This is a genomic window from Klebsiella sp. CN_Kp091 (assembly GCF_040065095.1).
GTDB classification, from domain to species: Bacteria; Pseudomonadota; Gammaproteobacteria; order Enterobacterales; family Enterobacteriaceae; genus Klebsiella; species Klebsiella aerogenes.
In genome coordinates, this window is record NZ_JBEAIO010000003.1 from 83,720 (window position 1) to 108,043 (window position 24,324).

Below are 24,324 nucleotides of genomic sequence, written 5' to 3' on the forward strand. Positions count from 1 at the left end.
ACCTCTATCAGTAATGATTGTTTTATGTAAGATTTCTCTTGAAATTATAATATTCTGCTAAAGACATTCCGCGGACCTGCGGCGCAAGCCAGCTAAAGAACGCTTCCAGATCGGCATATAAACGTTCAATATCTTGTTCATTCTTAAAGGTCGGGCTACCGCCTGGCATATACTCCGATGAATGCAGCATATACTCAACATAATCATTACCCTGCGCCAGCGTCTGCTGAACTACTTTTTTCATGGTTTCGACGTTGCCGCCCATTGGACGCAGCCAGTGCACGGACGGCGAACGAACTTTACCGCGTAGTCTATCGTAGCCCTGCTTCACGCTATTCATCCACGCCGAGTGCTTATACTGAATGCTCATCGGCACTTCCAGCAGCGGGGAATGCCCTTCGCGGCTGATATCATTTTCATCGAGAAAATAAGCATGTTGCGGGAAGCGGCGATAATCCGTGCCGCCATCGCCCTGCGGCGCGCCCTTAGCGGTTTTCCAGTTCACCCGCGGCGTCACCGAGCAATCCACCTGATAACCGTACTCCACCAGCAGGCGCGCGTAGCGCTCGTCAAACGCCCAGCGCCCGGCGCGATGGCTCACCATTTTGGTCTGGAAGGTATCTTCCAGTAGATGGGTCATATAGTCGACCTTTTCACGCATGGCGGCATCGCTGTACTCGATGAGATAAGGCTTATGACGCCAGTCATCCGCGGTCAGCGGCTCGGTCGGCGGACTGTTCCAGGCATGCAGATGCATACCGATTTCCGCCGTGCCGCGCGCGATGACATCTTTAGCAAACTCGATATAAAAAGGGTCGATGGCCATTTCATAATTGGTCAAATAGACCGGTTTGAAGCCATACTTTTCGCAAAGCTGCTGAAAACGCGGAAGATAGCGCGCATTCTCCGTGGTGATGCTGTCATGTTTTTGCCAGAGGTTGTCACCCTCTGTATCAATCGTGATGAGAAATGCGGGATTATGCACGAAAACGTCCTCAGGCCATACGTATCGGTCCATGGTAGAGCAATACAACGCTTCTCTCAATCTGCACGATCCCCTAGAATCGGAACCCTTATCCTGGATGAAGAACAGAGTATGACGCCTGAAACCCTCTCCCCCGGTCAGCAGAATCCGGCGCGGATCCTGGTCATTAAGCTGCGCCACCACGGCGACATGTTGCTGATCACCCCGCTTGTAAACGCGTTAAAACAGCAGTATCCCGCCGCTCGCGTCGATGTACTGCTGTATGCTGAGACCAGGGATATGCTGGCGGCAAACCCGGAGATTAACCAGATTTACGCGATCGATCGCAGCTGGAAAAAGCAGGGCAAGCGGCATCAGCTTAAGATGGAATGGCAGCTCATTCGCAGCCTGCGCCAGCAGCGCTACGACATGGTGCTCAACCTTGCCGATCAATGGCCCAGCGCGATCATTAGCAAATTAACCGGCGCGCCGACGCGCATCGGTTTCGATTTCCCTAAGCGCCGTCATCCGTTCTGGCGATACTGCCACACCGCGCTTGCTTCTACCCAGCAGCACAATCAGCTGCATACGGTGCAGCAAAACCTCTCTATTCTGGCGCCGCTGGGGCTTGAGATAAACGATGCGCCGGCGCGGATGGGCTACAGCGAATCTGACTGGGCCTACAGCCGCGCGCTGCTGCCGGATGGCTTCCAGGAAAATTACATCGTGATTCAGCCGACTTCGCGCTGGTTCTTTAAATGCTGGCGCGAAGAGCGCATGAGCGCGCTGATTAATGCGCTGTCAGCAGAAGGCTACGCGGTGGTGCTTACCTCTGGCCCTGACGCCAAAGAAAAGCAGATGGTAGAGAACATCATCAGCGGCTGCCCGCAGGCGCGACTGCACTCGTTAGCCGGCCAGTTGACGCTCCGCCAGCTGGCCGCGGTTATCGATCACGCCCGCCTGTTTATCGGCGTAGATTCGGTGCCGATGCATATGGCGGCAGCCCTGGGTACGCCGCTCGTCGCGTTATTTGGCCCATCAAAGCTGACCTTCTGGCGGCCGTGGCAGGCGAAAGGCGAGGTTATTTGGGCAGGCGACTTCGGCCCGCTGCCCGACCCTGACGACATCAACACCAACACCGAAGAACGCTATCTTGATTTAATCCCTACCGACGCGGTCATCGCGGCGGCGAAAAAGGTACTGGCATGAGTAAATTCCGGCTGGCTCTGGTACGGCAAAAGTATCGCCCTGACGGCGGCGCGGAGCGCTTTGTCTCCCGCGCGCTGGAAGCCCTCGACAGCAGTAATCTGGAACTGAACGTCATCACCCGCGAGTGGCAAGGGCCTGTCAAACCGGACTGGCATATTCACATCTGCAACCCGCGCAAATGGGGGCGCATCAGCCGGGAACGCGGTTTCGCCAACGCCGCGCGCGCGCTCTGGCAGAGTGAATCATTCGACCTGGTGCAAAGCCATGAGCGTATTCCGGGTTGCGATCTCTACCGCGCCGGCGACGGCGTCCATCGCCGCTGGCTGCAGCAGCGCTCGCGCATTTTACCGGCCTGGAAAAGCCGCCTGCTGTTCGCCGACCGCTACCACCGTTATGTGATGCAGGCGGAACGCGAGATGTATCAGGACGCGCACCTGCGCGGGGTGATTTGCAATGCGGAGATGATTAAGCAGGAAATCATTGAAGACTTCGGCCTGCCGGCTGACAAAATCCACGTCATCTACAACGCTATTGATAACCAGCGGTTTCTGCCGCCAGGCGAAGAAACCTTTGCCGCTTTACGCGCCAAATGGCAGCTACCGCTGCAGGCAAGCTGCCTGATTTATGTCGGTTCCGGATTTGAACGAAAAGGGCTGGATGCGGCAATCCGCGCCATCGCCCCCACCGACCGTTATCTGTTGGTGGTCGGCAAAGATAAAGAACAGAACCGCTATCAACAGCTAGCAAAATCGCTGAACTGCGAAGATCGCGTGCGCTTCTTCGGCATGCAGTCCGAAACGCTACCGTTCTATCAGATGGCCGATGGTCTACTGCTGCCAACGCTATACGACCCGTTCCCGAATGTGATCCTTGAGGCGATGGCCTGCGGTCTGCCGGTTATCACCACCACCGGCTGCGGCGGTGCGGAGTTCATCACCGAGGGCGATAACGGCTACGTTTGCGACGCGCTGGATATTGCCGCGTTACAGCAGGCTGTTATGGCGCTGCCCGCGCGCGCGCTGGGCTCCGCTGAAGGCGCACGCGCCCGCGAACGTATTACGGATTGCACTAGCGAGCGACTGTCGACGCAGCTGCTTTCCCTCTATCAGGATCTGGTGAAATAACGATGCGTATATTGTTTGTTATCGACGGTCTGCCGGGCGGCGGCGCGGAAAAAGTCGTGCTCACGCTGGCGGAACATTTTCTTAGCCAGGGCGAACAGGTATCGCTGTTTTCGCTGCGCGACGTCTGCGATTATCCGCTGCCGGAAGGGCTCGATTATCAGATTATCGCCGACCGCTGCCGCAAACCATGGCGCAAGCTAACGGAACTCTCCCGCCGCGCGCGCCAGCTTGATCGCGCGATTGAACAAGCAGAACAGCATGGTCGCTTCGATCTGGTACTGTCAAATCTGCACAAAACCGATCGCATCGTCGCCCGCAGCCGGGCATTGCAGGGGCGAAACGTCTGGTTCTGTCTGCACGGCGTTTTCTCTACCTCTTATCTTGGCCATCGCAGCGGTTTTGATCGCTGGATGAAGCAGCAGAAAATCAAGCGGGTATACCAGGGACGCAACGTGGTGGCCGTTTCCGATGCGGTTGGAAAGGATTTAGTTGAGCAGTTCGCGCTTCGCCCGGCACAGCTTAAAACCATCTATAACCCGTTCGATATCGCCGCCATTCGCGCGGCGGCAGAGGCGCCGGCCGATATTCCTCAAGGGGACTATATTATCCACGTCGGCCGCTTCCATCCGGGTAAACGCCATGACCGGCTGATTGAAGCCTACGCCCAAAGCGGTATCGACGCGCCGCTGGTCCTGCTCGGTCAGGGAAAACCGGAGCAGGAACAGCGGCTTCGTCAACTGGCCCAGCAGCTGCAGGTCGGCGATCGGGTGCTGTTTAAAGGCTTTCAGCCCAACCCGCTGCCGTGGATTAAACATGCGAGAATGCTAACGCTCAGCTCCGACAGCGAAGGGTTTGGCAACGTCATTGTTGAAGCGCTACTGCTGAATACGCCGGTTGCCAGCACCCGCTGTCCTGGCGGGGTCAGCGAGATCCTCAGCGGCGAGCTGTCCCGCGGTCTGGCCGATCTCAACAGTTCTGCGCTAGCCCAGACGATGCAAAGCATTTACCATAGCCCGCCGGCCATTGATTCCGCCGCGCTGGAAAAATTCAGCGTAGAGTCGATTTGCCAACAGTACCGTCAGCTGCGCAGCGCCTGACGTCGTTTTTTAACCAGGATCGAATGAGTTATGAGTCAAACGCCTTTATTGAGCATCGTGGCCGCCGTGTATAACGGTGAAAAATTCCTTGCGCAATTCTTTGAATGCCTCGAACAACAGCAGTTGGCAAGCTATGAGCTGATCCTGGTGAACGACGGTTCTACCGACGGTAGCCTGGCGGTTATCGACCAATGGAAAGACAGGCTGCAGAACGTGACCGTGCTGGAGCAGGAGAATCAGGGCGTCTCGGTAGCGCGTAATACCGGTATGGCGGCGGCAAGGGGTAAATACCTCGCCTTCCCGGATATTGACGATAAGTTCTATCCCGGCATGTACCGCACGCTGCTGGAAATGGCCGAGAAGGGCAATCTCGATGTCGCGACCTGTAATGGCCGCTATGTGTACGAAAGCCGCGACGATATCCACCCAATTTTCCCGCCGGAACGCCTGCAGTCCACTGGCGTCCTGCCGGGTTACGTCTGGCTAAAGCAGGCGCTCGACTCGCGTAAGTTCCTGCACGTCACCTGGCTGAACATCTATCGCCGTGATTTTATTAACCAGCACCATTTCCACTTTGAGCCGGGCCTGCGCCATCAGGATATTCCCTGGACGACGGAAGCATTGCTGGCCGCCGAACGCGTGCAGTACACCAGCGAGCAATTTTACGACTATTACATTCACTCGGAATCGGTGTCGCATAAGCCAGACAACGACGATACGCTGATGCGCTCAGCACGCCATTATATGAAGATCCTCGAGATGCTCAGCGCCATCAACCAACGCTATCCGGACAAGGTACGGCACATTTCCGCCTGCCGCTGGCAGATAGCCAAAGAGGGGTTGGGGATTATTCATACCTTCGACTGCATGAAAGATGAGTCGAAAAAGCATATTATCATCAAAGAATTCTTCGAACGCGGCATCTGGCGCCTGATCTGGACTAACGCCTGCACGTTCCGTTTACGCTGGCGTCTGGGACGCCGCTATTTGCGCATTAAGCGCTATCTCAATGCCGCATAGGCCGAAATCCCTCGGTTTCCGCCAAAGAGATAGCTTTACGCGGGTTAAATGCTTAGAATTTGCCCGCAAAAAACCTAAAACGGATAAATAGTTTGGAATTGCTTTATACCACCCTACTCTACCTCATTCAGCCGCTGGTATGGCTGCGACTGCTGCTGCGCAGCCGTAAGGCGCCGGCCTACCGTAAACGCTGGGCTGAACGTTATGGCTTCTGTCAAAACAAGGTAGTGCCGGATGGCATTCTGCTGCACTCCGTTTCCGTCGGTGAAACGCTGGCGGCTATCCCGCTGGTGCGCGCGCTACGCCATCGTTATCCGTCACTGCCGATCACCGTCACGACCATGACGCCGACCGGTTCTGAACGCGCCATGTCCGCTTTTGGCAAAGATGTTCACCACGTCTATCTGCCGTATGACCTCCCCTGCGCCATGAACCGTTTCCTCAACAGCGTGCAGCCGAAACTGGTCATCGTGATGGAAACCGAGCTGTGGCCGAATATGGTCAGCGCGCTACATAAGCGTAAAATTCCGCTGGTGATCGCCAACGCGCGCCTGTCAGAACGTTCCGCGAAAGGCTATGCCAAACTCGGCGGCTTCATGCGCCGCCTGCTCAGCCGTATCACGCTTATCGCCGCGCAGAATGAAGAAGACGGCAACCGCTTCCTCGCGCTCGGCCTTAAACGTAACCAACTGGCGGTCACCGGCAGCTTGAAATTCGATATCTCCGTCACCCCTGAACTGGCGGCCCGCGCCGTTACCCTGCGTCGCCAGTGGGCGCCGCACCGTAAAGTGTGGATAGCCACCAGTACCCACGATGGCGAAGAACAAATCATCCTGCAGGCGCATAAAAAACTGCTGGAAACCTTCCCCGACCTGCTATTAATCCTCGTACCGCGCCATCCGGAACGCTTCGGCGACGCTCGCGATATGGTGCAAAAGGCCGGTATGAGCTTCACCATGCGCAGCACCGGTGAAATTCCGTCTAACAGCACCCAGGTGGTGATTGGCGATACCATGGGCGAACTGATGCTGCTCTACGGCATTGCCGACCTGGCATTCGTCGGCGGCAGCCTGGTAGAACGCGGCGGGCATAATCCGCTCGAACCCGCCGCCCATGCTATTCCGGTGCTGATGGGCCCGCACACCTTCAACTTTAAAGATATCTGCGCCAAGCTGCAGCAGGACGATGGCCTGATCACCGTCACGGACGCCGACTCGCTGGTCAGAGAGGTTTCTACCCTGCTGACCGACGAAGATTATCGACTGTGGTACGGCCGCCACGCGGTGGAAGTGCTGCATCAAAACCAGGGCGCGCTGTCGCGTCTGCTACAGTTACTGCAACCCTACCTGCCGCAGCGGAGCCACTAATGTCGACCCGACTCTCCGTCGTGATGATCGCCAAAAACGCCGCCGACCTGCTCGCCGATTGCCTGGCATCGGTAAGCTGGGCGGATGAAGTGGTGGTACTGGACTCCGGCAGTACCGACAATACCGTCGAACTGGCCCGTAGCCTCGGCGCCCAGGTCTATAGCAATACCGACTGGCAAGGCTACGGCATTCAGCGCCAGCGCGCGCAAGACTACGCCACCCACGACTGGGTGCTGATGATTGATACCGACGAGCGCGTTACGCCGGAACTAAAAGAGGCTATCCTCAAGGTACTGGACGCGCCGCAGCGCGGCGTTATCTACAGTATCGCCCGGCGTAACTACTTCCTCGGACGCTTTATGCGCCACAGCGGCTGGTATCCCGATCGGGTGATGCGCCTGTACGAACGCGCGCGTTACCGCTATAACGATAATCTGGTGCATGAATCTTTGGATAGCCTTGGGGCCGAAGTGGTGCCGCTCAGCGGCGATCTGCTGCACCTGACCTGCCGCGATTTCTCCGGCTTCCAGCAGAAACAGCTCGCTTATGCCGCGGCCTGGGCGCTTGAGCGCCATCAGAAGGGCAAGAAGACCTCGATGGCGGGGATTTTCAGCCATACGCTGGGCGCCTTCGTCAAAACGCTGCTGCTGCGCGGCGGCGTGCTGGATGGAAAACAGGGTTGGCTGCTGGCGGTAGTCAATGCGCAATACACGTTTAATAAATACACCGAGCTGTGGGCACTGAGCCGCGGCTACTCGGAGAAAGTGTAATTATGGGCACAAAAGCGATCTATCCGGGCACCTTTGACCCTATCACCAACGGCCATATCGATATCGTCACCCGTGCCGCAGGCATGTTTGATAAAGTTTTGCTGGCTATCGCCGCCAGCCCGAGCAAAAAACCGATGTTCAGCCTCGATGAACGAATTGCGCTGGCGGAGCAGGCAACGGCGCATCTGGTCAACGTTGAGGTGATTGGCTTTAGCGATTTGATGGCCAATTTCGCCCGCGCGCAGCAGGCGAATATTTTAATCCGCGGCCTGCGGGCAGTGGCGGATTTCGAATATGAAATGCAGCTGGCGCACATGAACCGCCATCTGATGCCCACGCTGGAAAGCGTGTTCCTGATGCCGTGCAAAGAGTGGTCGTTTATCTCTTCATCGCTGGTTAAGGAAGTGGCGCGCCACCAGGGCGACGTCTCCCACTTCCTGCCGCCTAACGTACATCAGGCGTTGTTAAATAAGCTGAAGTAGGCATTTCCTGCCCCGCTCGCGCTGCACGTAGCGGGGCTACCAGCTTACCCGGCCTGGCATAATCCCCAACCCTCTCCACTACTTCTGACACTGGCGGCAATAAAAGGTCGCTCGCTGAGCGTGTTTGCTGGCGATAATCGGCGTACCGCAGATCCGGCACGGCTCGCCTTTGCGGCCATAAACCTGTAGCTCCTGGGCGAAATATCCCGGTTTGCCGTCGCTTTGCAGGAAATCCTTCAGCGTCGTTCCACCTTGCTCAATTGAGCGTAGCAGCACCAGCTTAATCATCTTCACTAACCACTCGCATTCTTGATGCGAGAGCGACGAGGCCAGCCGATCGGGATGGATCCCGGCGGAAAACAGCGATTCGCTGGCGTAGATATTCCCCACGCCCACCACCAGCTTGTTATCCATCAGCCAGGGTTTGATGGCGGTTTTCTTCTTCGCGCAACGCTGCTGAAGATAGTCGGCGTTGAATTCATCGCTTAGCGGCTCCGGGCCGAGATGCGCCAGCACCGGATGACCATCCAGCTCTTTGGTCCATAGCCAGGCGCCAAAGCGGCGGGGATCGGTATAGCGCAGCACTTTACCGTTACTCAGCACCAGGTCGACGTGGTCGTGTTTTTCAGCCGGCTGCTCTTCACTGAGGATGCGCAGGCTACCGGACATGCCAAGATGAATAATGATCCAGCCGTGGCGCAGCTCCAGGAGCAGGTATTTGGCGCGTCGGCGCACGCTCAGCACCGGTTCGTCGCTCAGGCGGTAAATCTCTTCGGATACCGGCCAACGCAGACGCCCGTTGCGTACCACGGCATGCAGGATGTTAGCGCCTACCAGATGTGGCTCAATGCCGCGACGGCTGGTTTCGACTTCAGGTAATTCAGGCATTTTTTTCCTCTTAACCACACAGTTTCGGGTGACAGGGAGGCGACGGGAAGAGTGGCCGGGAGGCTTAACGAAGCAAGCGGCCAGGCTGTACGCATGCAGCCAACGCACCTGTAGCTCGAAGGATGAAGCATAAAACAAAAAACCCCGCCGGGGCGGGGTTTTAGTACAAGGAGACTAAAATTATTTGATTTTAGCTTCTTTGTAGATAACGTGCTGACGTACAACCGGATCGTACTTTTTCAGTTCCATTTTTTCCGGTTTGGTACGCTTGTTCTTCGTGGTGGTATAGAAGTGACCAGTACCAGCGGAAGAAACCAGCTTGATTTTCTCACGAATACCTTTAGCCATGATTTATTTCCTCTAAGTACTTAGTACTTTTCGCCACGGGCACGCAGTTCAGACAGAACTGTATCGATGCCTTTCTTATCGATTACACGCATACCTTTAGCAGATACGCGCAGGGTGACAAAACGCTTCTCGCTCTCAACCCAGAAACGGTGAGAGTGCAGGTTCGGCAGGAAACGGCGTTTAGTCGCGTTCAGTGCGTGGGAACGGTTGTTACCGGTCACCGGACGCTTGCCAGTAACTTGGCAGACTCGGGACATGTCTATTCTCCAAAAATCAAATTAGCTCGAGCTTCGTATGGGGTATTGGCGCCTCGTCAGGCTTTACAGCCCGGTCATCGCATAGTTCTATTGAACTCTCGATTGCCAGGCCCAAATGCCAAACCCGAGATTCTCAAAGGTGGCGTAGTATACGCTGACTCGGCGGTGTGCTCAAGTCCCGAACAGACAAAGATCCCGATAGATCGCATGATCGGGGCTAAATCCAGCCACGTTCGGCAAAAGAGACGTACGCGCCGCGGCCAATAATCAGATGATCAAGCACGCGTATCTCCATGAATCTACAACACTTAACCACCCTGTCGGTCATCAACTTATCCGACTTACTCGGTTCAGGACTACCTGAAGGATGATTATGGGCAAGGATCACCGCGGCGGCGTTCACTTTGATTGCTTCGCGTACAATTTCTCGCGGATGCACCTCTACGTGGCTAAGAGTACCAGAAAAAAGGCGGCTATGTTTCAATACCCGGTTCTGATTATCTAAAAAGATCGCCATAAAGATCTCCCGCTCTTCATCGGCGAGCTGGCTTTGTAAAAATTCTCGCGTCATGAGCGGCGTCACCAGCGACGGTTCTTCTCTCATCCGCAGGCTAAAATAGCGCCGCGCCAGCTCGGCAATACCTTTAAGTTGCGCATATTTTGCTATACCGATACCGTCGATATCTGCAAATTGTTCTATCTCAGCCGATAACAGTCCGTACAGCGAACCGAAGCGCTGTAGCAAGCTGTGTGAAAAAGCCAGCACATCCTGAGTACGTGTACCGGTACGCAGAAACAACGCCAGCAGCTCAACATCACTCAACGTTTCAATGCCGTCGCGCAGCATTTTTTCCCGCGGCATCAATGATTCCTGTATATCCATTACCCTGTCTCCTTATCCGTTCCTCGCCCATCCTGGCATACCCTTTCCGCGCTGCCGACCGGTGATTTCAGGGCCTGCGTAGCCGCTCGCAAAGTGAGTGCCCGGCATACGCACGATGCCACAGGGATTGTGATAAGATGCGCGGATTCTGGTGTATTTCAACAGGACAAAATCATGATGAGTCTGGCTGGTAAAAAAATCGTTCTTGGCGTGAGCGGCGGCATCGCCGCCTATAAAACGCCGGAACTGGTGCGCCGACTGCGAGAACGCGGCGCGGATGTTCGCGTCGCCATGACGGAAGCCGCCAAGGCCTTTATTACCCCGTTGAGCCTGCAGGCGGTTTCCGGTTATCCGGTCTCCGATAGCCTGCTGGATCCGGCTGCCGAAGCGGCAATGGGCCATATTGAACTGGGCAAGTGGGCCGATCTGGTTATCCTTGCCCCGGCAACCGCCGATTTAATCGCCCGCGTCGCCGCCGGTATGGCGAACGATCTGGTCTCCACGATTTGCCTGGCTACGCCCTCGCCGGTGGCCGTCGTCCCGGCGATGAACCAACAGATGTATCGCGCCGCCGCCACCCAGCACAACCTTGCCACTATTGCCTCACGCGGCCTATTGGTATGGGGCCCGGATAGCGGCAGCCAGGCCTGCGGTGACGTTGGCCCGGGCCGCATGCTCGATCCGCTGACTATCGTGGAGATGGCGGCGCAGCATTTCTCGCCTGTCAAAGATTTGCAACATCTCAACATCATGATTACCGCGGGCCCAACCCGCGAGCCGCTGGACCCAGTGCGCTACATCACCAACCATAGCTCCGGCAAAATGGGCTTCGCGATTGCCGCCGCCGCCGCACAACGCGGTGCGAACGTCACGCTGGTTAGCGGCCCGGTGTCGCTGCCGACGCCGCCGTTTGTGCAACGTATAGATGTGGGTACCGCGCTGGAAATGGAAGCTGCAGTGCAGAATGGCGTGCAACAGCAGCATATTTTCATCGGCTGCGCCGCCGTTGCCGACTACCGCGCAGCGATTATCGCCGACGAGAAAATCAAAAAACAAGGTGATGAATTAACAATAAAAATGGTCAAAAATCCGGATATCGTCGCCGGGGTGGCCGCACTAAAAAATCACCGCCCGTACGTTGTTGGATTTGCCGCCGAAACGAATAATGTGGAAGAATACGCCCGGCAAAAACGTGCCCGCAAAAATCTCGACCTGATTTGCGCCAATGATGTTTCTCAGCCAAATCAAGGTTTTAATAGCGATAACAACGCATTACACCTTTTCTGGCAGGATGGGGATAAGCGCTTACCACTTGAGCGCAAGGAATTCCTGGGCCAATTATTACTCGACGAGATCGTTACCCGTTATGATGAAAAAAATCGACGTTAAGATTCTGGACCCGCGTGTTGGCAAGCAGTTCCCATTGCCGACTTATGCCACCTCCGGCTCGGCCGGACTTGACCTGCGCGCCTGTCTTGACGACGCCGTAGAGCTGGCGCCGGGCGCAACTACCCTGTTGCCAACAGGCCTTGCGATTCATATCGCCGATCCGTCTCTGGCGGCGGTGATTCTGCCGCGTTCTGGTCTGGGCCATAAACATGGCGTGGTGCTGGGCAACCTGGTCGGCCTTATCGACTCCGACTACCAGGGGCAGCTGATGGTTTCCGTGTGGAACCGCGGCCAACAGAGCTTTACTATCGAACCAGGCGAGCGCATCGCGCAGATGGTCTTTGTGCCGGTGGTACAGGCGGAATTTAATCTGGTGGAAGAGTTTGACGCCACCGACCGCGGCGAAGGCGGCTTCGGCCACTCAGGGCGCAAATAAGCCCGGCTATACGGAACCCGCGTCCCAAAGCGCATAATGCAATAACATCACCGCAAACTAAGGTTTGCGGTCGCTTTGTGGATGCCTGCCTGACAAGTGCTTATTTTCAGGGGTATTTTAAAACATGGCAGAAAAACAAACTGCGAAAAGGAATCGTCGCGAAGAAATACTTCAGTCTCTGGCGCTGATGCTTGAATCCAGCGATGGTAGCCAACGTATTACCACGGCGAAGCTGGCGGCCTCCGTCGGTGTTTCCGAAGCGGCGTTATACCGTCATTTTCCCAGTAAAACCCGCATGTTTGACAGCCTGATCGAGTTCATTGAAGACAGTCTGATTACGCGCATCAATTTGATTTTGAAAGATGAAAAGGACACCACGGCTCGTCTGCGCCTGATTGTTCTGCTGATTCTTGGGTTTGGCGAGCGTAATCCTGGGCTGACGCGTATCCTCACCGGCCACGCCTTAATGTTCGAACAGGACCGTCTGCAGGGCCGTATTAACCAGCTATTTGAACGCATCGAAGTTCAATTACGTCAGGTGATGCGTGAAAAGAAAATGCGTGAGGGAGAGGGCTACACCCTCGACGAGACGCTACTGGCAAGCCAGCTGCTGGCATTTTGCGAAGGCATGCTGTCGCGTTTTGTGCGTAGCGAGTTCAAGTACCGCCCAACGGATGATTTCGATGCCCGCTGGCCGCTGGTCGCGGCGCAACTGCAGTAAAGCTTTATATGCAGCCGCAAGGCTGCATGACTCATCATTCACATTCTCAGCGTGCTCTGGCTATACCGGCAGCCGCTGGCTGCCGGGCTCATCATCAGACGCCGTAGGCTTCGCGGTAAGCGCGTACCGATGCCAAATGCTCAGCCATCTCAGGCTTTTCTTCCAGATAGGCGATAAGATCTTTCAGAGTGACAATAGAAATCACTTTGCAGCCATAATCACGTTCCACTTCCTGAATCGCAGAGATCTCGCCGCGGCCGCGTTCCTGGCGATCAAGCGAAATGAGTACGCCAGCCAGCTCCGCGCCATTAGCCTGAATAATTTCCATTGATTCACGAATTGCGGTACCGGCGGTAATCACGTCGTCCACCAGCATCACGCGGCCCTGTAGCGGGCTACCGACCAGGTTGCCGCCTTCACCGTGGGTCTTCGCTTCTTTACGGTTGAAGCAGTACGGCAGGTCACGGTCATGATGTTCAGCCAGCGCGACGGCGGTGGTGGTGGCGATAGGGATACCTTTATAAGCCGGGCCGAACAGCAGGTCGAACTCGATCCCGGAATCCATCAGCGCCTCGGCGTAGAAACGGCCCAGCAGAGCCAGATCGCGCCCGGTATTAAACAGGCCGGCGTTGAAGAAATAAGGGCTCTTACGCCCGGATTTCAGCGTAAATTCGCCAAATTTAAGAACCTGCTTGCTAAGCGCAAACTCAATAAACTGGCGCTGATACGGCTTCATGGATTCGCTCCTTTTAGTACTGTCATCATTGTCGGACTACGCGCCCTATCCTTCGCAGGTGTCATGAGGGATAAAGCGCAAAAAAAAGGCGACTTCTCAGTCGCCTTAATCATTAATTTTCTAACGCCGCTTTCTGCGTCGCAATAATGGATTCGATTCCCCCTCGCGCTAACGCCAGGAGAGTGAGGAGCTCTTCATGGGTGAACGGCTCGCCTTCCGCCGTGCCCTGCACCTCAATAATGCGGCCGTCTTCGGTCATGACCACATTCATATCGGTTTCCGCGGCGGAATCTTCCACGTACTCCAGATCGCAAATGGCTTCGCCATTAACGATACCAACGGAAACGGCAGCCACCATGCCCTTCATCGGGTTGGTTTTCAGTTTACCGGCAGCCACCAGCTTGTTCAGCGCATCGGCCAGCGCAACGCAGGCACCGGTAATGGATGCGGTACGGGTACCGCCATCGGCCTGCAGCACGTCGCAATCGAGCGTAATGGTGAACTCGCCCAGCGCTTTCAGATCCACCGCGGCGCGCAACGCGCGAGCGATCAGACGCTGGATTTCCATAGTGCGGCCGCCCTGCTTGCCTTTTGCGGCTTCGCGAGCGTTACGGGTATGGGTGGAACGCGGCAGCATGCCATATTCGGCGGTGATCCAGCCCTGGCCCTGACCTTTCAGGAAGCGCGGCACGCCTTCGTCGATGGAGGCGGTGCACAGCACTTTGGTGTCGCCAAATTCGACCAGCACGGAGCCTTCAGCGTGTTTTGTATAGTTACGGGTCAGGGTTACTGGACGCACCTGATTAGCGCTACGGCCTGCTGGACGCATGATTACTCTCCGGCTTGAAACGAATGTGGCTGCGCATTATACACAAATTCGGCCAAGTTGCATCGCGACGACGCGCGCCTGACAATGTGGATAATGCGCGCTTATTCCTATCCTGAAAGGGCCTCGAAAGCTATAATCCTCCCCACTCTCCTTAAAAAACAGGAACGTCTATGATCCGCAGTATGACCGCCTATGCCCGGCGTGAAATCAAGGGTGACTGGGGTAGCGCCGCGTGGGAACTGCGCTCGGTAAACCAACGCTATCTGGAAACCTACTTCCGCCTGCCGGAACAGTTCCGGAGCCTGGAACCCGTGGTTCGCGAGCGCATCCGCTCTCGCCTGACTCGCGGCAAAATCGAATGTACCCTGCGTTTTGAGCAGGATCCCAGCGCCCAGGGTGAGCTGATTCTTAACGAAAACCTGGCCAAGCAGCTGGTTAACGCCGCTAACTGGGTAAAAATGCAGAGCGATGAAGGCGAAATCAACCCGGTTGATATCCTGCGCTGGCCTGGCGTGATGGCCGCTCAGGAGCAAGACCTTGATGCCATCGCCGCTGAAATCCTCAACGCCCTGAATGGCGCGCTGGATGATTTTATTGTCGCTCGCGAGACCGAAGGCCAGGCATTGAAAACGCTGATCGAACAGCGTCTGGAAGGCGTCAGCGCCGAAGTCAGCAAAGTCCGCGCCCATATGCCGGAAATCCTGCAGTGGCAGCGCGAGCGCCTGGTCGCCAAGCTTGAAGACGCCGAAGTGCAGCTGGAAAACAACCGCCTCGAGCAAGAGCTGGTGTTGATGGCGCAGCGTATCGACGTCGCCGAAGAGCTCGATCGCCTGGAAGCGCACGTTAAAGAGACCTACAACATTCTGAAGAAGAAAGAAGCCGTCGGTCGCCGCCTCGACTTCATGATGCAGGAATTCAACCGCGAGTCGAACACTCTGGCCTCCAAATCCATCAATGCCGAAGTGACCAATTCAGCGATTGAGCTGAAGGTGCTGATCGAGCAGATGCGCGAGCAGATCCAAAACATCGAGTAATCTCTTCCCCGGCTGGCCTGCTCCGCGGGCCAGCATTACTTTTTCTTATTCATTTTTGAAAAGCAAAAGCCAAACTCCCCACAGTGATTGACCATATCAATCATTCATCATTAGCTTTTTTCATGAAAATCAGCTCACTTTAGAAAAACTCAATCGTGATCTGCCGCACAAATCGCTACCCTTTGCCCATCATTGTGGGGGATTTATGCTGCTTCATGTTCTTTATCTGATTGGTATTACGGCGGAAGCGATGACCGGCGCCTTAGCGGCCGGGCGTCGCCGGATGGACACTTTTGGGGTAATTATTATCGCTACCGCCACCGCGCTCGGCGGGGGCTCCGTGCGGGACATCCTGCTCGGCCATTATCCGCTCGGTTGGGTGAAGCATCCGGAATACGTCATCATTGTGGCGGTTGCCGCCGTTCTCACTACCATCGCCGCGCCGGTGATGCCGCACCTGCGCCGCCTGTTCCTGGTGCTGGATGCCCTGGGCCTGATCGTGTTCTCGATTATCGGCGCGCAAATCGCGCTGGATATGGGCGAAGGGCCAATAATCGCGTCTATTGCCGCGGTGATCACCGGCGTCTTTGGCGGCGTGCTACGCGATATGTTCTGTAAGCGTATCCCGCTGGTGTTTCAGAAAGAACTGTACGCTGGTATCTCTTTTGCCGCCGCGGTGCTCTATATCGCATTACAGCACTACGTCAGCAGCCACGACGTAGTGGTCATCGCCACGCTGCTCTTCGGCTTTACCGCGCGTATGCTCGCCCTGCGCTGGAAGCTCGGCCTGCCGGTCTTCTACTACAAGCACGACGCTCATTAATTCCTCAGAAACCCGGGATACGTTGCCCGCTGAGCCACTGCGCCAGCACGGCAATATCCGGGTTTTGCAAAAAGACGACCAGCTGGCGTGCCCTTTCCTGCCCCACTCCCGGTAATCGTCGCCACTGAGACTCATTGCGCTCCCGCAGCTGCCGCCAGTTTTCTGCCGCAACGCTTGCCTGCGCGGCCTGAGGTATCGGTACCCCCAGCGCCAACACCCAACGAATAAACGGCTGCTCACGGGTCAAATTGAACTGATGCCACAGACGCAGGCCGCGCTCGCCGCTAATTCCTGGCATGCTCTGTAGTTGTTCAGGCGTCAAAGCCAACCATGAGAAAAGATGTGTCATGTGGCGATCTTCCATTAATGTGCGCCAAAGCGCCTCTCCTGCGCCTGCAATATCCAGAACTGGCTTAGACGATAGCCAAACAAGGCGGGAGAGAAACTGCCCGGCGCACTCGGGCGTCGCAAAATAACAAGTTAAGGAATGAAAGCGAGGCGAAGGCGGTTGTGGCGCATCGCGTTGGCTGGCCCGCCAGACCACGCTATCCAGACGCGGGATCCCCTGTCCGGCCAGGCTTATTAACACCTGGTCTCCGGCGACGATGTCTAACTGCCGCCAGCGGGACACCGAACCAATATTGACCCGCCGCACCAGCTTGTCGTCCAGTTTTACCGGTTCGAGATGCGCCACAACGGCTATTTTACCGCTACGCCCGATGGCAAACTGGATAGTGGTCACTTCCGCCACCTGCGAAAACGGTAGATATTTCCAGGCCGCCACCCAGAACCCCTGTCCTGGAAGCCAACTGCCCCCGGCGGGTTCTTTTTCCGCACGGATCACAATGCCGTCGGTGACAAAGGGCAGCGGCGAGCTAAACCAGCGCTCCCGCCAGGCGGCAGCCTGCTGCCAATCTTTAACCGGATGGGAATAGCGCTGCGCCAGAGGAAACCCGCCAGCGGCAAGCAGCGCCAGACGAGAAGGCATCTGGGCCGGGCCATCGGGCCAGGCCCAGATAAACAGCCCCAGCGTTTTCAGCTCAGCCGACGACGCTTTGCGCATCAGTATCCCGGCCACTTTCGCCCGTGAATTCATACCGCCCGCCTGTTTTTGTATATGCCCCTCTTGCAGCTGAAAAATTTCTCCCTGTAATACACTGTTTGCCAGCGCTCCTGCGGTAGTTTGCGGTACGCCGGGGATCTGGCGCACTTTTGCCGGCCAGTCTTCCCCTGCCAGACCGTCACCGCGGCTAATCGCCCGTATTAACCTGCCGCCGCGATATACCAGCGTCACCGCTACACCGTCGACTTTTGGTTGTAGCCACAGGTCTGCTTTATCGCGCATCCAGCGCCCGACGCTCATGGCGTCAGGCAGCTTGCGCACGCCGGTATGCGCGATGGGGTGCTTGACTTCGCCGCGCGGCGGCGGCAGATCGTCTTCAGTCGGCGTCTCCTCACCGAAGCAGCGCCGCCACTGCGCCAACCGGGCCGAAAGCATGTCGTAGACTTCGTCGCTGACTCCGCTACTGCCCTGCTGCCAGTAGGCCGCTTTCCAGTCGGCAATCTGCAGGCTCAGGCGGTCTATCTCCTGCCCGGCTCGTTGCGAAGACCACGCCGGGCAGGCCGCCGTTGCCAGTGCCGCCGCCATCCATAACGCTGCCGCTATCAGCCATTTGCACATGCCTTTACCTCCTTGTTTTACCTTGCGGCATCGTGCGCTAAAGACCGAAGCCGCGGCGACAGGCAAATCATTACGCTGCGAGCGGCTTTCCAGGATTTACGCATCGTTGCTGCAACTGCTTAAGAAATCAGGAAAGCGGCAGGCAAAATGAAAGAAACAGCGGCAAAAAGTGTGACAATGACTGCGTCACGCAGCGGCGGCGTGTATAATAGGCTCGTATGTAGCATCTCTTTCGACAATCACATACAAAAGACACTCATGGCTCAAGGCACGCTTTATATTGTTTCCGCCCCTAGCGGCGCGGGTAAATCCAGCCTGATTCAGGCTTTATTGAAAACCCAACCGTTGTACGATTCCCAGGTTTCTGTTTCGCATACCACGCGCGATCCGCGCCCGGGTGAAGTTCACGGTGAACACTATTTCTTTGTGGATCACGATAAATTCAGATCGATGATTAGCGAAGACGCTTTCCTTGAGCATGCAGAGGTTTTCGGCAACTATTACGGCACCTCTCGTGAAGCTATCGAGCAGGTTCTGGCGACTGGCGTCGATGTTTTCCTCGATATCGACTGGCAGGGCGCCCAGCAAATTCGTAATAAAATGCCCGGCGCGCGCAGTATCTTTATTCTGCCGCCGTCAAAAGACGAGCTTGACCGCCGCCTGCGCGGCCGCGGTCAGGACAGCGAAGAAGTCATCGCAAAACGTATGGCGCAGGCAGTTGCAGAAATGAGCCATTACGCGGAATATGATTACCTTATTGTGAATGATGATTTTGATACCGCTTTAGGCGATCTGAAAAACATTATCCGCGCTGAACGTCTGCGCATGAGCCGCCAAAAGCAGCGACATGGCGCTTTAATCACCAAACTATTGGCAGACTGAACCCACATTCAGTATCATGCCCAGTCATTTCTTCACCTGTGGAGCATTTTAAGTATGGCACGCGTAACTGTTCAGGACGCTGTAGAGAAAATTGGTAACCGTTTTGACCTGGTACTGGTCGCCGCGCGTCGCGCTCGTCAGATGCAGGTAGGCGGAAAGGATCCGCTGGTACCGGAAGAAAACGATAAAACCACCGTTATCGCACTGCGCGAAATCGAAGAAGGTCTGATCAACAACCAGATCCTCGACGTACGTGAGCGCCAGGAACAGCAAGAGCAGGAAGCCGCTGAATTACAAGCCGTTACCGCGATTGCTGAAGGTCGTCGTTAATCACACAGCGGGTCGCCCTTGTATCTGTTTGAAAGCCTGAATCAGCTGATTCAAAACTACCTGCCGGAAGAGCAAATCAAGCGCCTTCGGCAGGCGTATCTCGTTGCACGTGACGCTCACGAGGGTCAGACACGTTCAAGCGGTGAACCCTATATCACGCACCCGGTAGCGGTGGCCTGCATTCTGGCCGAGATGAAACTCGACTACGAAACGCTGATGGCCGCGCTGCTGCATGATGTGATTGAAGATACCCCTGCCACCTACCAGGACATGGAACAGCTTTTTGGTAAAAGCGTCGCCGAACTGGTAGAGGGGGTGTCGAAACTTGATAAGCTCAAGTTCCGCGATAAGAAAGAGGCGCAAGCCGAAAACTTCCGCAAAATGATCATGGCGATGGTGCAGGATATCCGCGTCATCCTCATCAAGCTTGCCGACCGCACCCACAACATGCGCACCCTGGGCTCACTACGCCCGGATAAACGCCGCCGCATCGCCCGCGAAACGCTGGAAATTTATAGCCCTCTGGCGCACCGTTTAGGTATCCATCACATCAAAACCGAGCTCGAAGAGCTGGGCTTTGAAGCGCTGTACCCTAACCGCTACCGCGTCATTAAAGAAGTGGTCAAAGCGGCGCGCGGCAACCGAAAAGAGATGATTCAGAAGATCCTCTCTGAGATCGAAGGGCGTTTACAGGAAGCGGGGATCCCCTGCCGCGTTAGCGGTCGCGAAAAGCATCTGTACTCCATTTATTGCAAAATGGTGCTCAAAGAGCAGCGTTTTCACTCGATCATGGACATCTACGCCTTCCGCGTTATTGTTCACGATCCTGATATTTGCTATCGCGTGCTGGGCCAAATGCACAGCCTCTACAAGCCGCGTCCAGGTCGTTTCAAAGATTATATCGCCATTCCAAAAGCGAACGGCTATCAATCTTTGCACACCTCGATGATTGGCCCCCACGGCGTCCCGGTCGAGGTGCAAATCCGTACCGAAGATATGGACCAGATGGCGGAGATGGGGGTAGCGGCGCACTGGGCTTATAAAGAGCACGGCGGCGAAAGCAGCACGACCGCGCAAATCCGCGCCCAGCGCTGGATGCAAAGCCTGCTGGAACTGCAGCAGAGCGCCGGTAGTTCGTTTGAATTTATCGAGAGCGTTAAATCCGATCTGTTCCCGGATGAGATTTACGTTTTCACCCCGGAAGGGCGCATTGTCGAACTGCCTGCCGGTGCCACGCCGGTGGACTTCGCCTACGCGGTGCATACCGATATCGGCCATGCCTGCGTCGGCGCGCGCGTCGACCGCCAGCCCTATCCGCTGTCGCAGCCGCTCTCCAGCGGTCAGACTGTCGAAATCATTACCGCGCCGGGCGCACGCCCGAATGCCGCATGGCTGAACTTTGTCGTTAGCTCGAAAGCGCGCGCCAAAATCCGCCAACTGCTGAAGAACCTTAAGCGCGACGATTCGGTCAGCCTTGGCCGCCGATTGCTCAACCACGCGTTAGGCGGCAGCCGCAAGCTGGCAGAGATCCCGCAGGAGAACATCCAGCGCGAACTTGACCGCATGAAGCTGGCCACGCTTGACGATCTGCTGGCGGAAATCGGTCTCGGTAACGCAATGAGCGTCGTGGTAGCTAAAAATCTGCAGCAGGGCGAAGCCTCTGCCGCACCGGTGCCGGCCAACGCGTCGAATCACGGCCATCTGCCGATTAAAGGCGCCGACGGCGTACTGATTACTTTCGCCAAGTGCTGTCGTCCGATTCCAGGCGATCCGATCATCGCCCACGTCAGCCCAGGCAAAGGGTTGGTTATCCACCATGAATCCTGTCGTAACATCCGCGGCTACCAGAAAGAGCCTGAGAAGTTTATGGCGGTCGAATGGGATAAAGAAACTGCGCAGGAATTTATCGCCGAAATTAAGGTGGATATGTTCAACCACCAGGGCGCGCTGGCTAACCTGACGGCCGCAATCAACACCGCGTCTTCCAATATTCAGAGCCTGAATACGGAAGAAAAAGATGGCCGCGTTTACAGCGCCTTTATCCGCCTGACCGCGCGCGATCGCGTGCATCTGGCGAATATCATGCGCAAAATTCGCGTCATGCCGGACGTGATTAAAGTCACTCGTAACCGAAATTAGCTTTTACAAAAATCGAATCCCCAGGAAGGTACTGAAGTACGTGACTGGGGTGAGTGAGTGCAGCTAACGCCGAGGCAGTTCGAAGGATTAAGTAGAATGAATTCACAGCGTTATGCGCGTATCTGCGAGATGCTCGCCAGGCGTCAGCCTGATCTGACGGTCTGCATGGAGCAGGTCCATAAACCCCATAACGTCTCTGCGGTCATCCGCACCGCAGACGCCATCGGCGTACATGAAGTACACGCCATCTGGCCTGGCAGCCGCATGCGCACCATGGCCTCTGCCGCCGCCGGCAGCAATAGCTGGGTGCAGGTAAAAACGCACCGCACGATCGGCGATGCCGTCAGCCACTTAAAAGGCCGGGGCATGCAAATCCTCGCGACGCACCTTTCCGACAAAGCCATCGATTTTCGCGAAATCGACTATACGCGCCCGACCTGCATCCTGATGGGCCAGGAGAAAACCGGCATCACCCAGGAAGCGCTGGCGCTGGCAGACCAGGACATCATTATCCCAATGGTCGGTATGGTGCAGTCGCTGAACGTCTCCGTCGCCTCCGCGCTGATCCTTTACGAAGCGCAGCGTCAGCGGCAGAACGCCGGAATGTACCAACGCGCCAATAGCATGCTGCCGCCAGAAGAGCAGCAGCGGCTGCTATTTGAAGGCGGTTACCCGGTGCTGGCGCGCGTCGCCAAACAAAAAGGGCTGCCTTATCCCCACGTCAACGAGCAGGGCGAAGTAGAAGCCGATGCCTCGTGGTGGGCAACGATGCAGGCGGCGAGGTAAATCCGATGTCAGGCCGCCTGTTAGATGCCGTCCCGCTCAACTCGCTGACCGGCGTTGGCGCCGCACAGAGCAGCAAACTGGCGAAAATCGGTCTGCATACGGTTCAGGACCTGCTACTTCATCTGCCACTGCGCTATGAAGACCGGACTCACCTGTACCAAATCGGCGAACTGCTGCCGGGCGTCTACGCAACCGTAGAGGGAGAAGTGCTCAACAGCAATATCACCTTCGGCGGCCGCCGGATGATGACCTGTCAGATAAGTGACGGTTCCGGCATCCTGACCATGCGTTTTTTCAACTTCAACGCGGCGATGAAAAACAGCCTGGCGACCGGTCGTCGGGTGCTGGCCTACGGCGAAGCTAAACGCGGCAAGTTTGGCGCCGAGATGATCCACCCGGAATATCGCGTGCAGGGCGATATGAGTACCCCGGAGCTGCAGGAAACCCTGACTCCGGTCTACCCGACCACTGAAGGCATTAAGCAGGCGACGCTGCGCAAACTCACCGATCAGGCGCTTGAGCTGCTGGACACCTGCGCGATTAGCGAACTGCTGCCGCCGGAGCTGGCGCAGGGGATGATGAGCCTGCCGGAGGCGCTACGCACGCTGCATCGCCCGCCGCCGTCGCTACAGCTCAGCGAGCTGGAGAGCGGTAAACATCCGGCACAGCAGCGTCTTATCCTGGAAGAGTTGTTAGCGCATAATCTCAGCATGCTGGCGCTCCGCGCCGGCGCCCAGCGCTATCATGCTCTGCCGCTCAGCGCCAACGACACGCTGAAAACCCAGCTTCTGGCTTCCCTGCCCTTTAAACCAACGGGCGCGCAGGCGCGCGTCACCGCTGAGATCGAGCGCGATATGGCGCTGGACGTGCCGATGATGCGCCTGGTGCAGGGCGACGTCGGATCCGGCAAAACGCTGGTCGCCGCGCTGGCCGCCCTGCGCGCTATCGCCCATGGCAAACAGGTGGCGCTGATGGCGCCGACCGAACTGCTCGCCGAGCAGCACGCCAATAATTTCCGCAGCTGGTTCGCGCCGCTGGGCATTGAAGTCGGCTGGCTGGCGGGCAAGCAGAAAGGCAAAGCGCGCCAGGCGCAGCAGGAGGCCATCGCCAACGGCGAAGTGCAGATGATTGTCGGCACCCACGCCATTTTCCAGGAGCAGGTACAGTTTAACGGCCTGGCGCTAGTGATTATCGACGAACAGCACCGTTTTGGCGTTCATCAACGCCTGGCGCTGTGGGAAAAGGGCCAGCAGCAGGGCTTCCACCCGCATCAGCTGATCATGACCGCTACGCCGATTCCACGCACCCTGGCGATGACCGCCTATGCCGATCTCGATACCTCGGTTATCGACGAGCTGCCGCCGGGTCGTACCCCGGTAACGACCGTCGCTATCCCGGATACCCGCCGCAGCGACATTATCGACCGCGTGCGCAACGCCTGCACCCAGGAAGGTCGTCAGGCCTATTGGGTCTGTACGCTGATTGAAGAGTCCGATCTGCTGGAAGCCCAGGCGGCGGAAGCCACCTGGGAAGAGCTCAAACTGGCGCTGCCGGAACTTAATATCGGCCTCGTCCACGGGCGGATGAAACCAGCGGAAAAGCAGGCAGTGATGCAGGCCTTCAAGCAGGGCGAGATGCACCTGCTGGTCGCCACCACGGTGATTGAAGTCGGCGTTGACGTCCCTAACTCAAGCCTGATGATTATCGAAAACCCGGAGCGTCTGGGTCTGGCGCAGCTGCACCAGCTACGCGGGCGCGTCGGGCGCGGCGCCGTCGCCTCCCACTGCGTGCTACTCTATAAATCGCCGCTCTCCAAAACGGCGCAGAAGCGCCTGCAGGTGCTGCGCGACAGCAACGACGGTTTCGTCATCGCCCAGAAAGACCTTGAAATCCGCGGCCCCGGCGAGCTTCTCGGCACCCGCCAGACCGGCAACGCCGAATTTAAAGTAGCGGACTTGCTGCGCGATCAGGCCATGATCCCCGAGGTTCAGCGCATTGCTCGCCATATTCACGAACGCTATCCGCTGCAGGCACAGGCGCTGATTGAGCGCTGGATGCCGGAAACCGAACGCTATTCCAACGCGTAGCGCGTCCTTCTTGCCGCGCTACGGGCAACTTTTCTACACAAC

25 protein-coding genes are annotated in these 24,324 nt (G+C 56.7%); 17 read left to right on the forward strand and 8 right to left on the reverse strand.

The annotated features are described in order from the left end of the window. Positions 1 to 22: 22 nt before the first annotated feature. Positions 23 to 985: a polysaccharide deacetylase family protein gene (locus tag ABLV17_RS02525; RefSeq protein ID WP_045390617.1), complete on the reverse strand. Its 963-nt coding sequence runs from the start codon at positions 983 to 985 to the stop codon at positions 23 to 25. 111 nt (positions 986 to 1,096) lie between these two features. Between ABLV17_RS02525 and rfaQ the strand changes: the two genes are divergently transcribed. From rfaQ to coaD, 7 genes are all read left to right on the forward strand, one after another. Next, positions 1,097 to 2,173, forward strand: a complete 1,077-nt coding sequence (rfaQ, locus tag ABLV17_RS02530; protein ID WP_087858935.1) for a putative lipopolysaccharide heptosyltransferase III — start codon at positions 1,097 to 1,099, stop codon at positions 2,171 to 2,173. Then, entirely contained in the window at positions 2,170 to 3,297 is a 1,128-nt protein-coding gene (locus tag ABLV17_RS02535; RefSeq protein WP_308957646.1) for a glycosyltransferase family 4 protein, read from the forward strand. Before rfaQ ends, ABLV17_RS02535 begins: the two co-directional genes overlap by 4 nt. Positions 3,298 to 3,299: 2 nt before the next feature. After that, the gene (locus ABLV17_RS02540; RefSeq protein WP_113374046.1) at positions 3,300 to 4,394 is read left to right on the forward strand and encodes a glycosyltransferase; all 1,095 of its coding nucleotides are present in this window, start codon (positions 3,300 to 3,302) and stop codon (positions 4,392 to 4,394) included. Between the two features lie 30 nt (positions 4,395 to 4,424). Next, on the forward strand, positions 4,425 to 5,414 hold the full coding sequence (locus ABLV17_RS02545) for a glycosyltransferase (RefSeq protein ID WP_087858932.1): 990 nt from the start codon (positions 4,425 to 4,427) through the stop codon (positions 5,412 to 5,414). Positions 5,415 to 5,506: 92 nt separating this feature from the next. Continuing rightward, on the forward strand, positions 5,507 to 6,781 hold the full coding sequence (gene waaA, locus ABLV17_RS02550) for a lipid IV(A) 3-deoxy-D-manno-octulosonic acid transferase (protein ID WP_087858931.1): 1,275 nt from the start codon (positions 5,507 to 5,509) through the stop codon (positions 6,779 to 6,781). Beyond that, positions 6,781 to 7,551, forward strand: a complete 771-nt coding sequence (locus ABLV17_RS02555) for a glycosyltransferase family 2 protein (protein ID WP_213317606.1) — start codon at positions 6,781 to 6,783, stop codon at positions 7,549 to 7,551. The genes waaA and ABLV17_RS02555 overlap by 1 nt, the downstream gene beginning before the upstream one ends. A 2-nt stretch (positions 7,552 to 7,553) precedes the next feature. Further along, the gene (coaD, locus tag ABLV17_RS02560) at positions 7,554 to 8,033 is read left to right on the forward strand and encodes a pantetheine-phosphate adenylyltransferase (RefSeq protein ID WP_015703808.1); all 480 of its coding nucleotides are present in this window, start codon (positions 7,554 to 7,556) and stop codon (positions 8,031 to 8,033) included. Positions 8,034 to 8,111: 78 nt separating this feature from the next. Here coaD and mutM read toward each other — a convergent pair whose 3' ends face one another. The 4 genes from mutM to radC form a co-directional block, all read right to left on the reverse strand. Further along, a complete protein-coding gene (gene mutM / locus ABLV17_RS02565; protein ID WP_015369156.1) occupies positions 8,112 to 8,921 on the reverse strand; it encodes a bifunctional DNA-formamidopyrimidine glycosylase/DNA-(apurinic or apyrimidinic site) lyase in 810 nt (269 codons plus the stop codon). Positions 8,922 to 9,101: 180 nt separating this feature from the next. Then, positions 9,102 to 9,269: a 50S ribosomal protein L33 gene (gene rpmG, locus ABLV17_RS02570; protein ID WP_002922510.1), complete on the reverse strand. Its 168-nt coding sequence runs from the start codon at positions 9,267 to 9,269 to the stop codon at positions 9,102 to 9,104. Positions 9,270 to 9,289: 20 nt separating this feature from the next. Next, positions 9,290 to 9,526: a 50S ribosomal protein L28 gene (gene rpmB / locus ABLV17_RS02575; protein WP_002436699.1), complete on the reverse strand. Its 237-nt coding sequence runs from the start codon at positions 9,524 to 9,526 to the stop codon at positions 9,290 to 9,292. 217 nt (positions 9,527 to 9,743) lie between these two features. Then, entirely contained in the window at positions 9,744 to 10,409 is a 666-nt protein-coding gene (radC, locus tag ABLV17_RS02580; RefSeq protein WP_045390599.1) for a DNA repair protein RadC, read from the reverse strand. A gap of 177 nt (positions 10,410 to 10,586) precedes the next feature. Here radC and coaBC point away from each other — a divergent pair, with 177 nt between their 5' ends. The 3 genes from coaBC (at position 10,587) to slmA (ending at position 12,955) form a co-directional block, all read left to right on the forward strand. Next, complete coding sequence (coaBC, locus tag ABLV17_RS02585; protein WP_308957704.1) at positions 10,587 to 11,798, forward strand: bifunctional phosphopantothenoylcysteine decarboxylase/phosphopantothenate--cysteine ligase CoaBC; 1,212 nt, start codon at positions 10,587 to 10,589, stop codon at positions 11,796 to 11,798. Beyond that, a complete protein-coding gene (gene dut, locus ABLV17_RS02590) occupies positions 11,776 to 12,234 on the forward strand; it encodes a dUTP diphosphatase (protein WP_020077682.1) in 459 nt (152 codons plus the stop codon). Before coaBC ends, dut begins: the two co-directional genes overlap by 23 nt. Positions 12,235 to 12,358: 124 nt before the next feature. Continuing rightward, positions 12,359 to 12,955 (forward strand): nucleoid occlusion factor SlmA, encoded by a 597-nt coding sequence (gene slmA / locus ABLV17_RS02595; RefSeq protein WP_015369151.1) that lies wholly within the window; start codon positions 12,359 to 12,361, stop codon positions 12,953 to 12,955. Between the two features lie 94 nt (positions 12,956 to 13,049). Here the strand turns inward: slmA and pyrE are convergent, their stop codons facing one another. Together pyrE and rph are read right to left on the reverse strand one after the other, a co-directional pair. After that, complete coding sequence (pyrE, locus tag ABLV17_RS02600; protein WP_308957645.1) at positions 13,050 to 13,691, reverse strand: orotate phosphoribosyltransferase; 642 nt, start codon at positions 13,689 to 13,691, stop codon at positions 13,050 to 13,052. A gap of 112 nt (positions 13,692 to 13,803) precedes the next feature. Beyond that, entirely contained in the window at positions 13,804 to 14,520 is a 717-nt protein-coding gene (gene rph / locus ABLV17_RS02605; RefSeq protein WP_015369149.1) for a ribonuclease PH, read from the reverse strand. A gap of 170 nt (positions 14,521 to 14,690) precedes the next feature. Between rph and ABLV17_RS02610 the strand changes: the two genes are divergently transcribed. Together ABLV17_RS02610 and ABLV17_RS02615 are read left to right on the forward strand one after the other, a co-directional pair. Further along, a complete protein-coding gene (locus ABLV17_RS02610) occupies positions 14,691 to 15,554 on the forward strand; it encodes a YicC/YloC family endoribonuclease (protein WP_045390591.1) in 864 nt (287 codons plus the stop codon). Between the two features lie 205 nt (positions 15,555 to 15,759). After that, positions 15,760 to 16,377 carry a trimeric intracellular cation channel family protein gene (locus ABLV17_RS02615; protein WP_015703812.1) on the forward strand — a complete coding sequence of 206 codons (618 nt, stop codon included), beginning with the start codon at positions 15,760 to 15,762 and terminating at the stop codon, positions 16,375 to 16,377. A gap of 4 nt (positions 16,378 to 16,381) precedes the next feature. Here the strand turns inward: ABLV17_RS02615 and ligB are convergent, their stop codons facing one another. Continuing rightward, a complete protein-coding gene (gene ligB / locus ABLV17_RS02620; protein WP_348854072.1) occupies positions 16,382 to 18,058 on the reverse strand; it encodes an NAD-dependent DNA ligase LigB in 1,677 nt (558 codons plus the stop codon). Positions 18,059 to 18,316: 258 nt separating this feature from the next. Here ligB and gmk point away from each other — a divergent pair, with 258 nt between their 5' ends. From gmk to recG, 5 genes are all read left to right on the forward strand, one after another. Beyond that, on the forward strand, positions 18,317 to 18,940 hold the full coding sequence (gene gmk / locus ABLV17_RS02625) for a guanylate kinase (protein WP_045375273.1): 624 nt from the start codon (positions 18,317 to 18,319) through the stop codon (positions 18,938 to 18,940). Between the two features lie 54 nt (positions 18,941 to 18,994). Continuing rightward, on the forward strand, positions 18,995 to 19,270 hold the full coding sequence (gene rpoZ / locus ABLV17_RS02630; protein ID WP_000135058.1) for a DNA-directed RNA polymerase subunit omega: 276 nt from the start codon (positions 18,995 to 18,997) through the stop codon (positions 19,268 to 19,270). 18 nt (positions 19,271 to 19,288) lie between these two features. Continuing rightward, positions 19,289 to 21,409 carry a bifunctional GTP diphosphokinase/guanosine-3',5'-bis pyrophosphate 3'-pyrophosphohydrolase gene (gene spoT, locus ABLV17_RS02635; RefSeq protein ID WP_087858926.1) on the forward strand — a complete coding sequence of 707 codons (2,121 nt, stop codon included), beginning with the start codon at positions 19,289 to 19,291 and terminating at the stop codon, positions 21,407 to 21,409. Between the two features lie 96 nt (positions 21,410 to 21,505). Continuing rightward, positions 21,506 to 22,195, forward strand: coding sequence for a tRNA (guanosine(18)-2'-O)-methyltransferase TrmH (gene trmH / locus ABLV17_RS02640; protein WP_015369142.1), 690 nt, complete (start codon positions 21,506 to 21,508; stop codon positions 22,193 to 22,195). A 5-nt stretch (positions 22,196 to 22,200) separates the two neighbouring features. After that, positions 22,201 to 24,282: an ATP-dependent DNA helicase RecG gene (recG, locus tag ABLV17_RS02645; protein ID WP_087858925.1), complete on the forward strand. Its 2,082-nt coding sequence runs from the start codon at positions 22,201 to 22,203 to the stop codon at positions 24,280 to 24,282. Positions 24,283 to 24,324 lie beyond the last annotated feature (42 nt).

Coding starts and splice junctions, on each gene's coding strand:
- rfaQ (WP_087858935.1), top strand. CDS start 1,097: ATGACGCCTGAAACCCTCTCCCCCGGTCAGCAGAATCCGGCGCGGATC.
- ABLV17_RS02535 (WP_308957646.1), top strand. CDS start 2,170: ATGAGTAAATTCCGGCTGGCTCTGGTACGGCAAAAGTATCGCCCTGAC.
- ABLV17_RS02540 (WP_113374046.1), top strand. CDS start 3,300: ATGCGTATATTGTTTGTTATCGACGGTCTGCCGGGCGGCGGCGCGGAA.
- ABLV17_RS02545 (WP_087858932.1), top strand. CDS start 4,425: ATGAGTCAAACGCCTTTATTGAGCATCGTGGCCGCCGTGTATAACGGT.
- ABLV17_RS02555 (WP_213317606.1), top strand. CDS start 6,781: ATGTCGACCCGACTCTCCGTCGTGATGATCGCCAAAAACGCCGCCGAC.
- coaD (WP_015703808.1), top strand. CDS start 7,554: ATGGGCACAAAAGCGATCTATCCGGGCACCTTTGACCCTATCACCAAC.
- mutM (WP_015369156.1), bottom strand. CDS start 8,921: ATGCCTGAATTACCTGAAGTCGAAACCAGCCGTCGCGGCATTGAGCCA.
- rpmG (WP_002922510.1), bottom strand. CDS start 9,269: ATGGCTAAAGGTATTCGTGAGAAAATCAAGCTGGTTTCTTCCGCTGGT.
- rpmB (WP_002436699.1), bottom strand. CDS start 9,526: ATGTCCCGAGTCTGCCAAGTTACTGGCAAGCGTCCGGTGACCGGTAAC.
- radC (WP_045390599.1), bottom strand. CDS start 10,409: ATGGATATACAGGAATCATTGATGCCGCGGGAAAAAATGCTGCGCGAC.
- coaBC (WP_308957704.1), top strand. CDS start 10,587: ATGAGTCTGGCTGGTAAAAAAATCGTTCTTGGCGTGAGCGGCGGCATC.
- dut (WP_020077682.1), top strand. CDS start 11,776: ATGATGAAAAAAATCGACGTTAAGATTCTGGACCCGCGTGTTGGCAAG.
- slmA (WP_015369151.1), top strand. CDS start 12,359: ATGGCAGAAAAACAAACTGCGAAAAGGAATCGTCGCGAAGAAATACTT.
- pyrE (WP_308957645.1), bottom strand. CDS start 13,691: ATGAAGCCGTATCAGCGCCAGTTTATTGAGTTTGCGCTTAGCAAGCAG.
- rph (WP_015369149.1), bottom strand. CDS start 14,520: ATGCGTCCAGCAGGCCGTAGCGCTAATCAGGTGCGTCCAGTAACCCTG.
- ABLV17_RS02610 (WP_045390591.1), top strand. CDS start 14,691: ATGATCCGCAGTATGACCGCCTATGCCCGGCGTGAAATCAAGGGTGAC.
- ABLV17_RS02615 (WP_015703812.1), top strand. CDS start 15,760: ATGCTGCTTCATGTTCTTTATCTGATTGGTATTACGGCGGAAGCGATG.
- ligB (WP_348854072.1), bottom strand. CDS start 18,058: ATGTGCAAATGGCTGATAGCGGCAGCGTTATGGATGGCGGCGGCACTG.
- gmk (WP_045375273.1), top strand. CDS start 18,317: ATGGCTCAAGGCACGCTTTATATTGTTTCCGCCCCTAGCGGCGCGGGT.
- rpoZ (WP_000135058.1), top strand. CDS start 18,995: ATGGCACGCGTAACTGTTCAGGACGCTGTAGAGAAAATTGGTAACCGT.
- trmH (WP_015369142.1), top strand. CDS start 21,506: ATGAATTCACAGCGTTATGCGCGTATCTGCGAGATGCTCGCCAGGCGT.
- recG (WP_087858925.1), top strand. CDS start 22,201: ATGTCAGGCCGCCTGTTAGATGCCGTCCCGCTCAACTCGCTGACCGGC.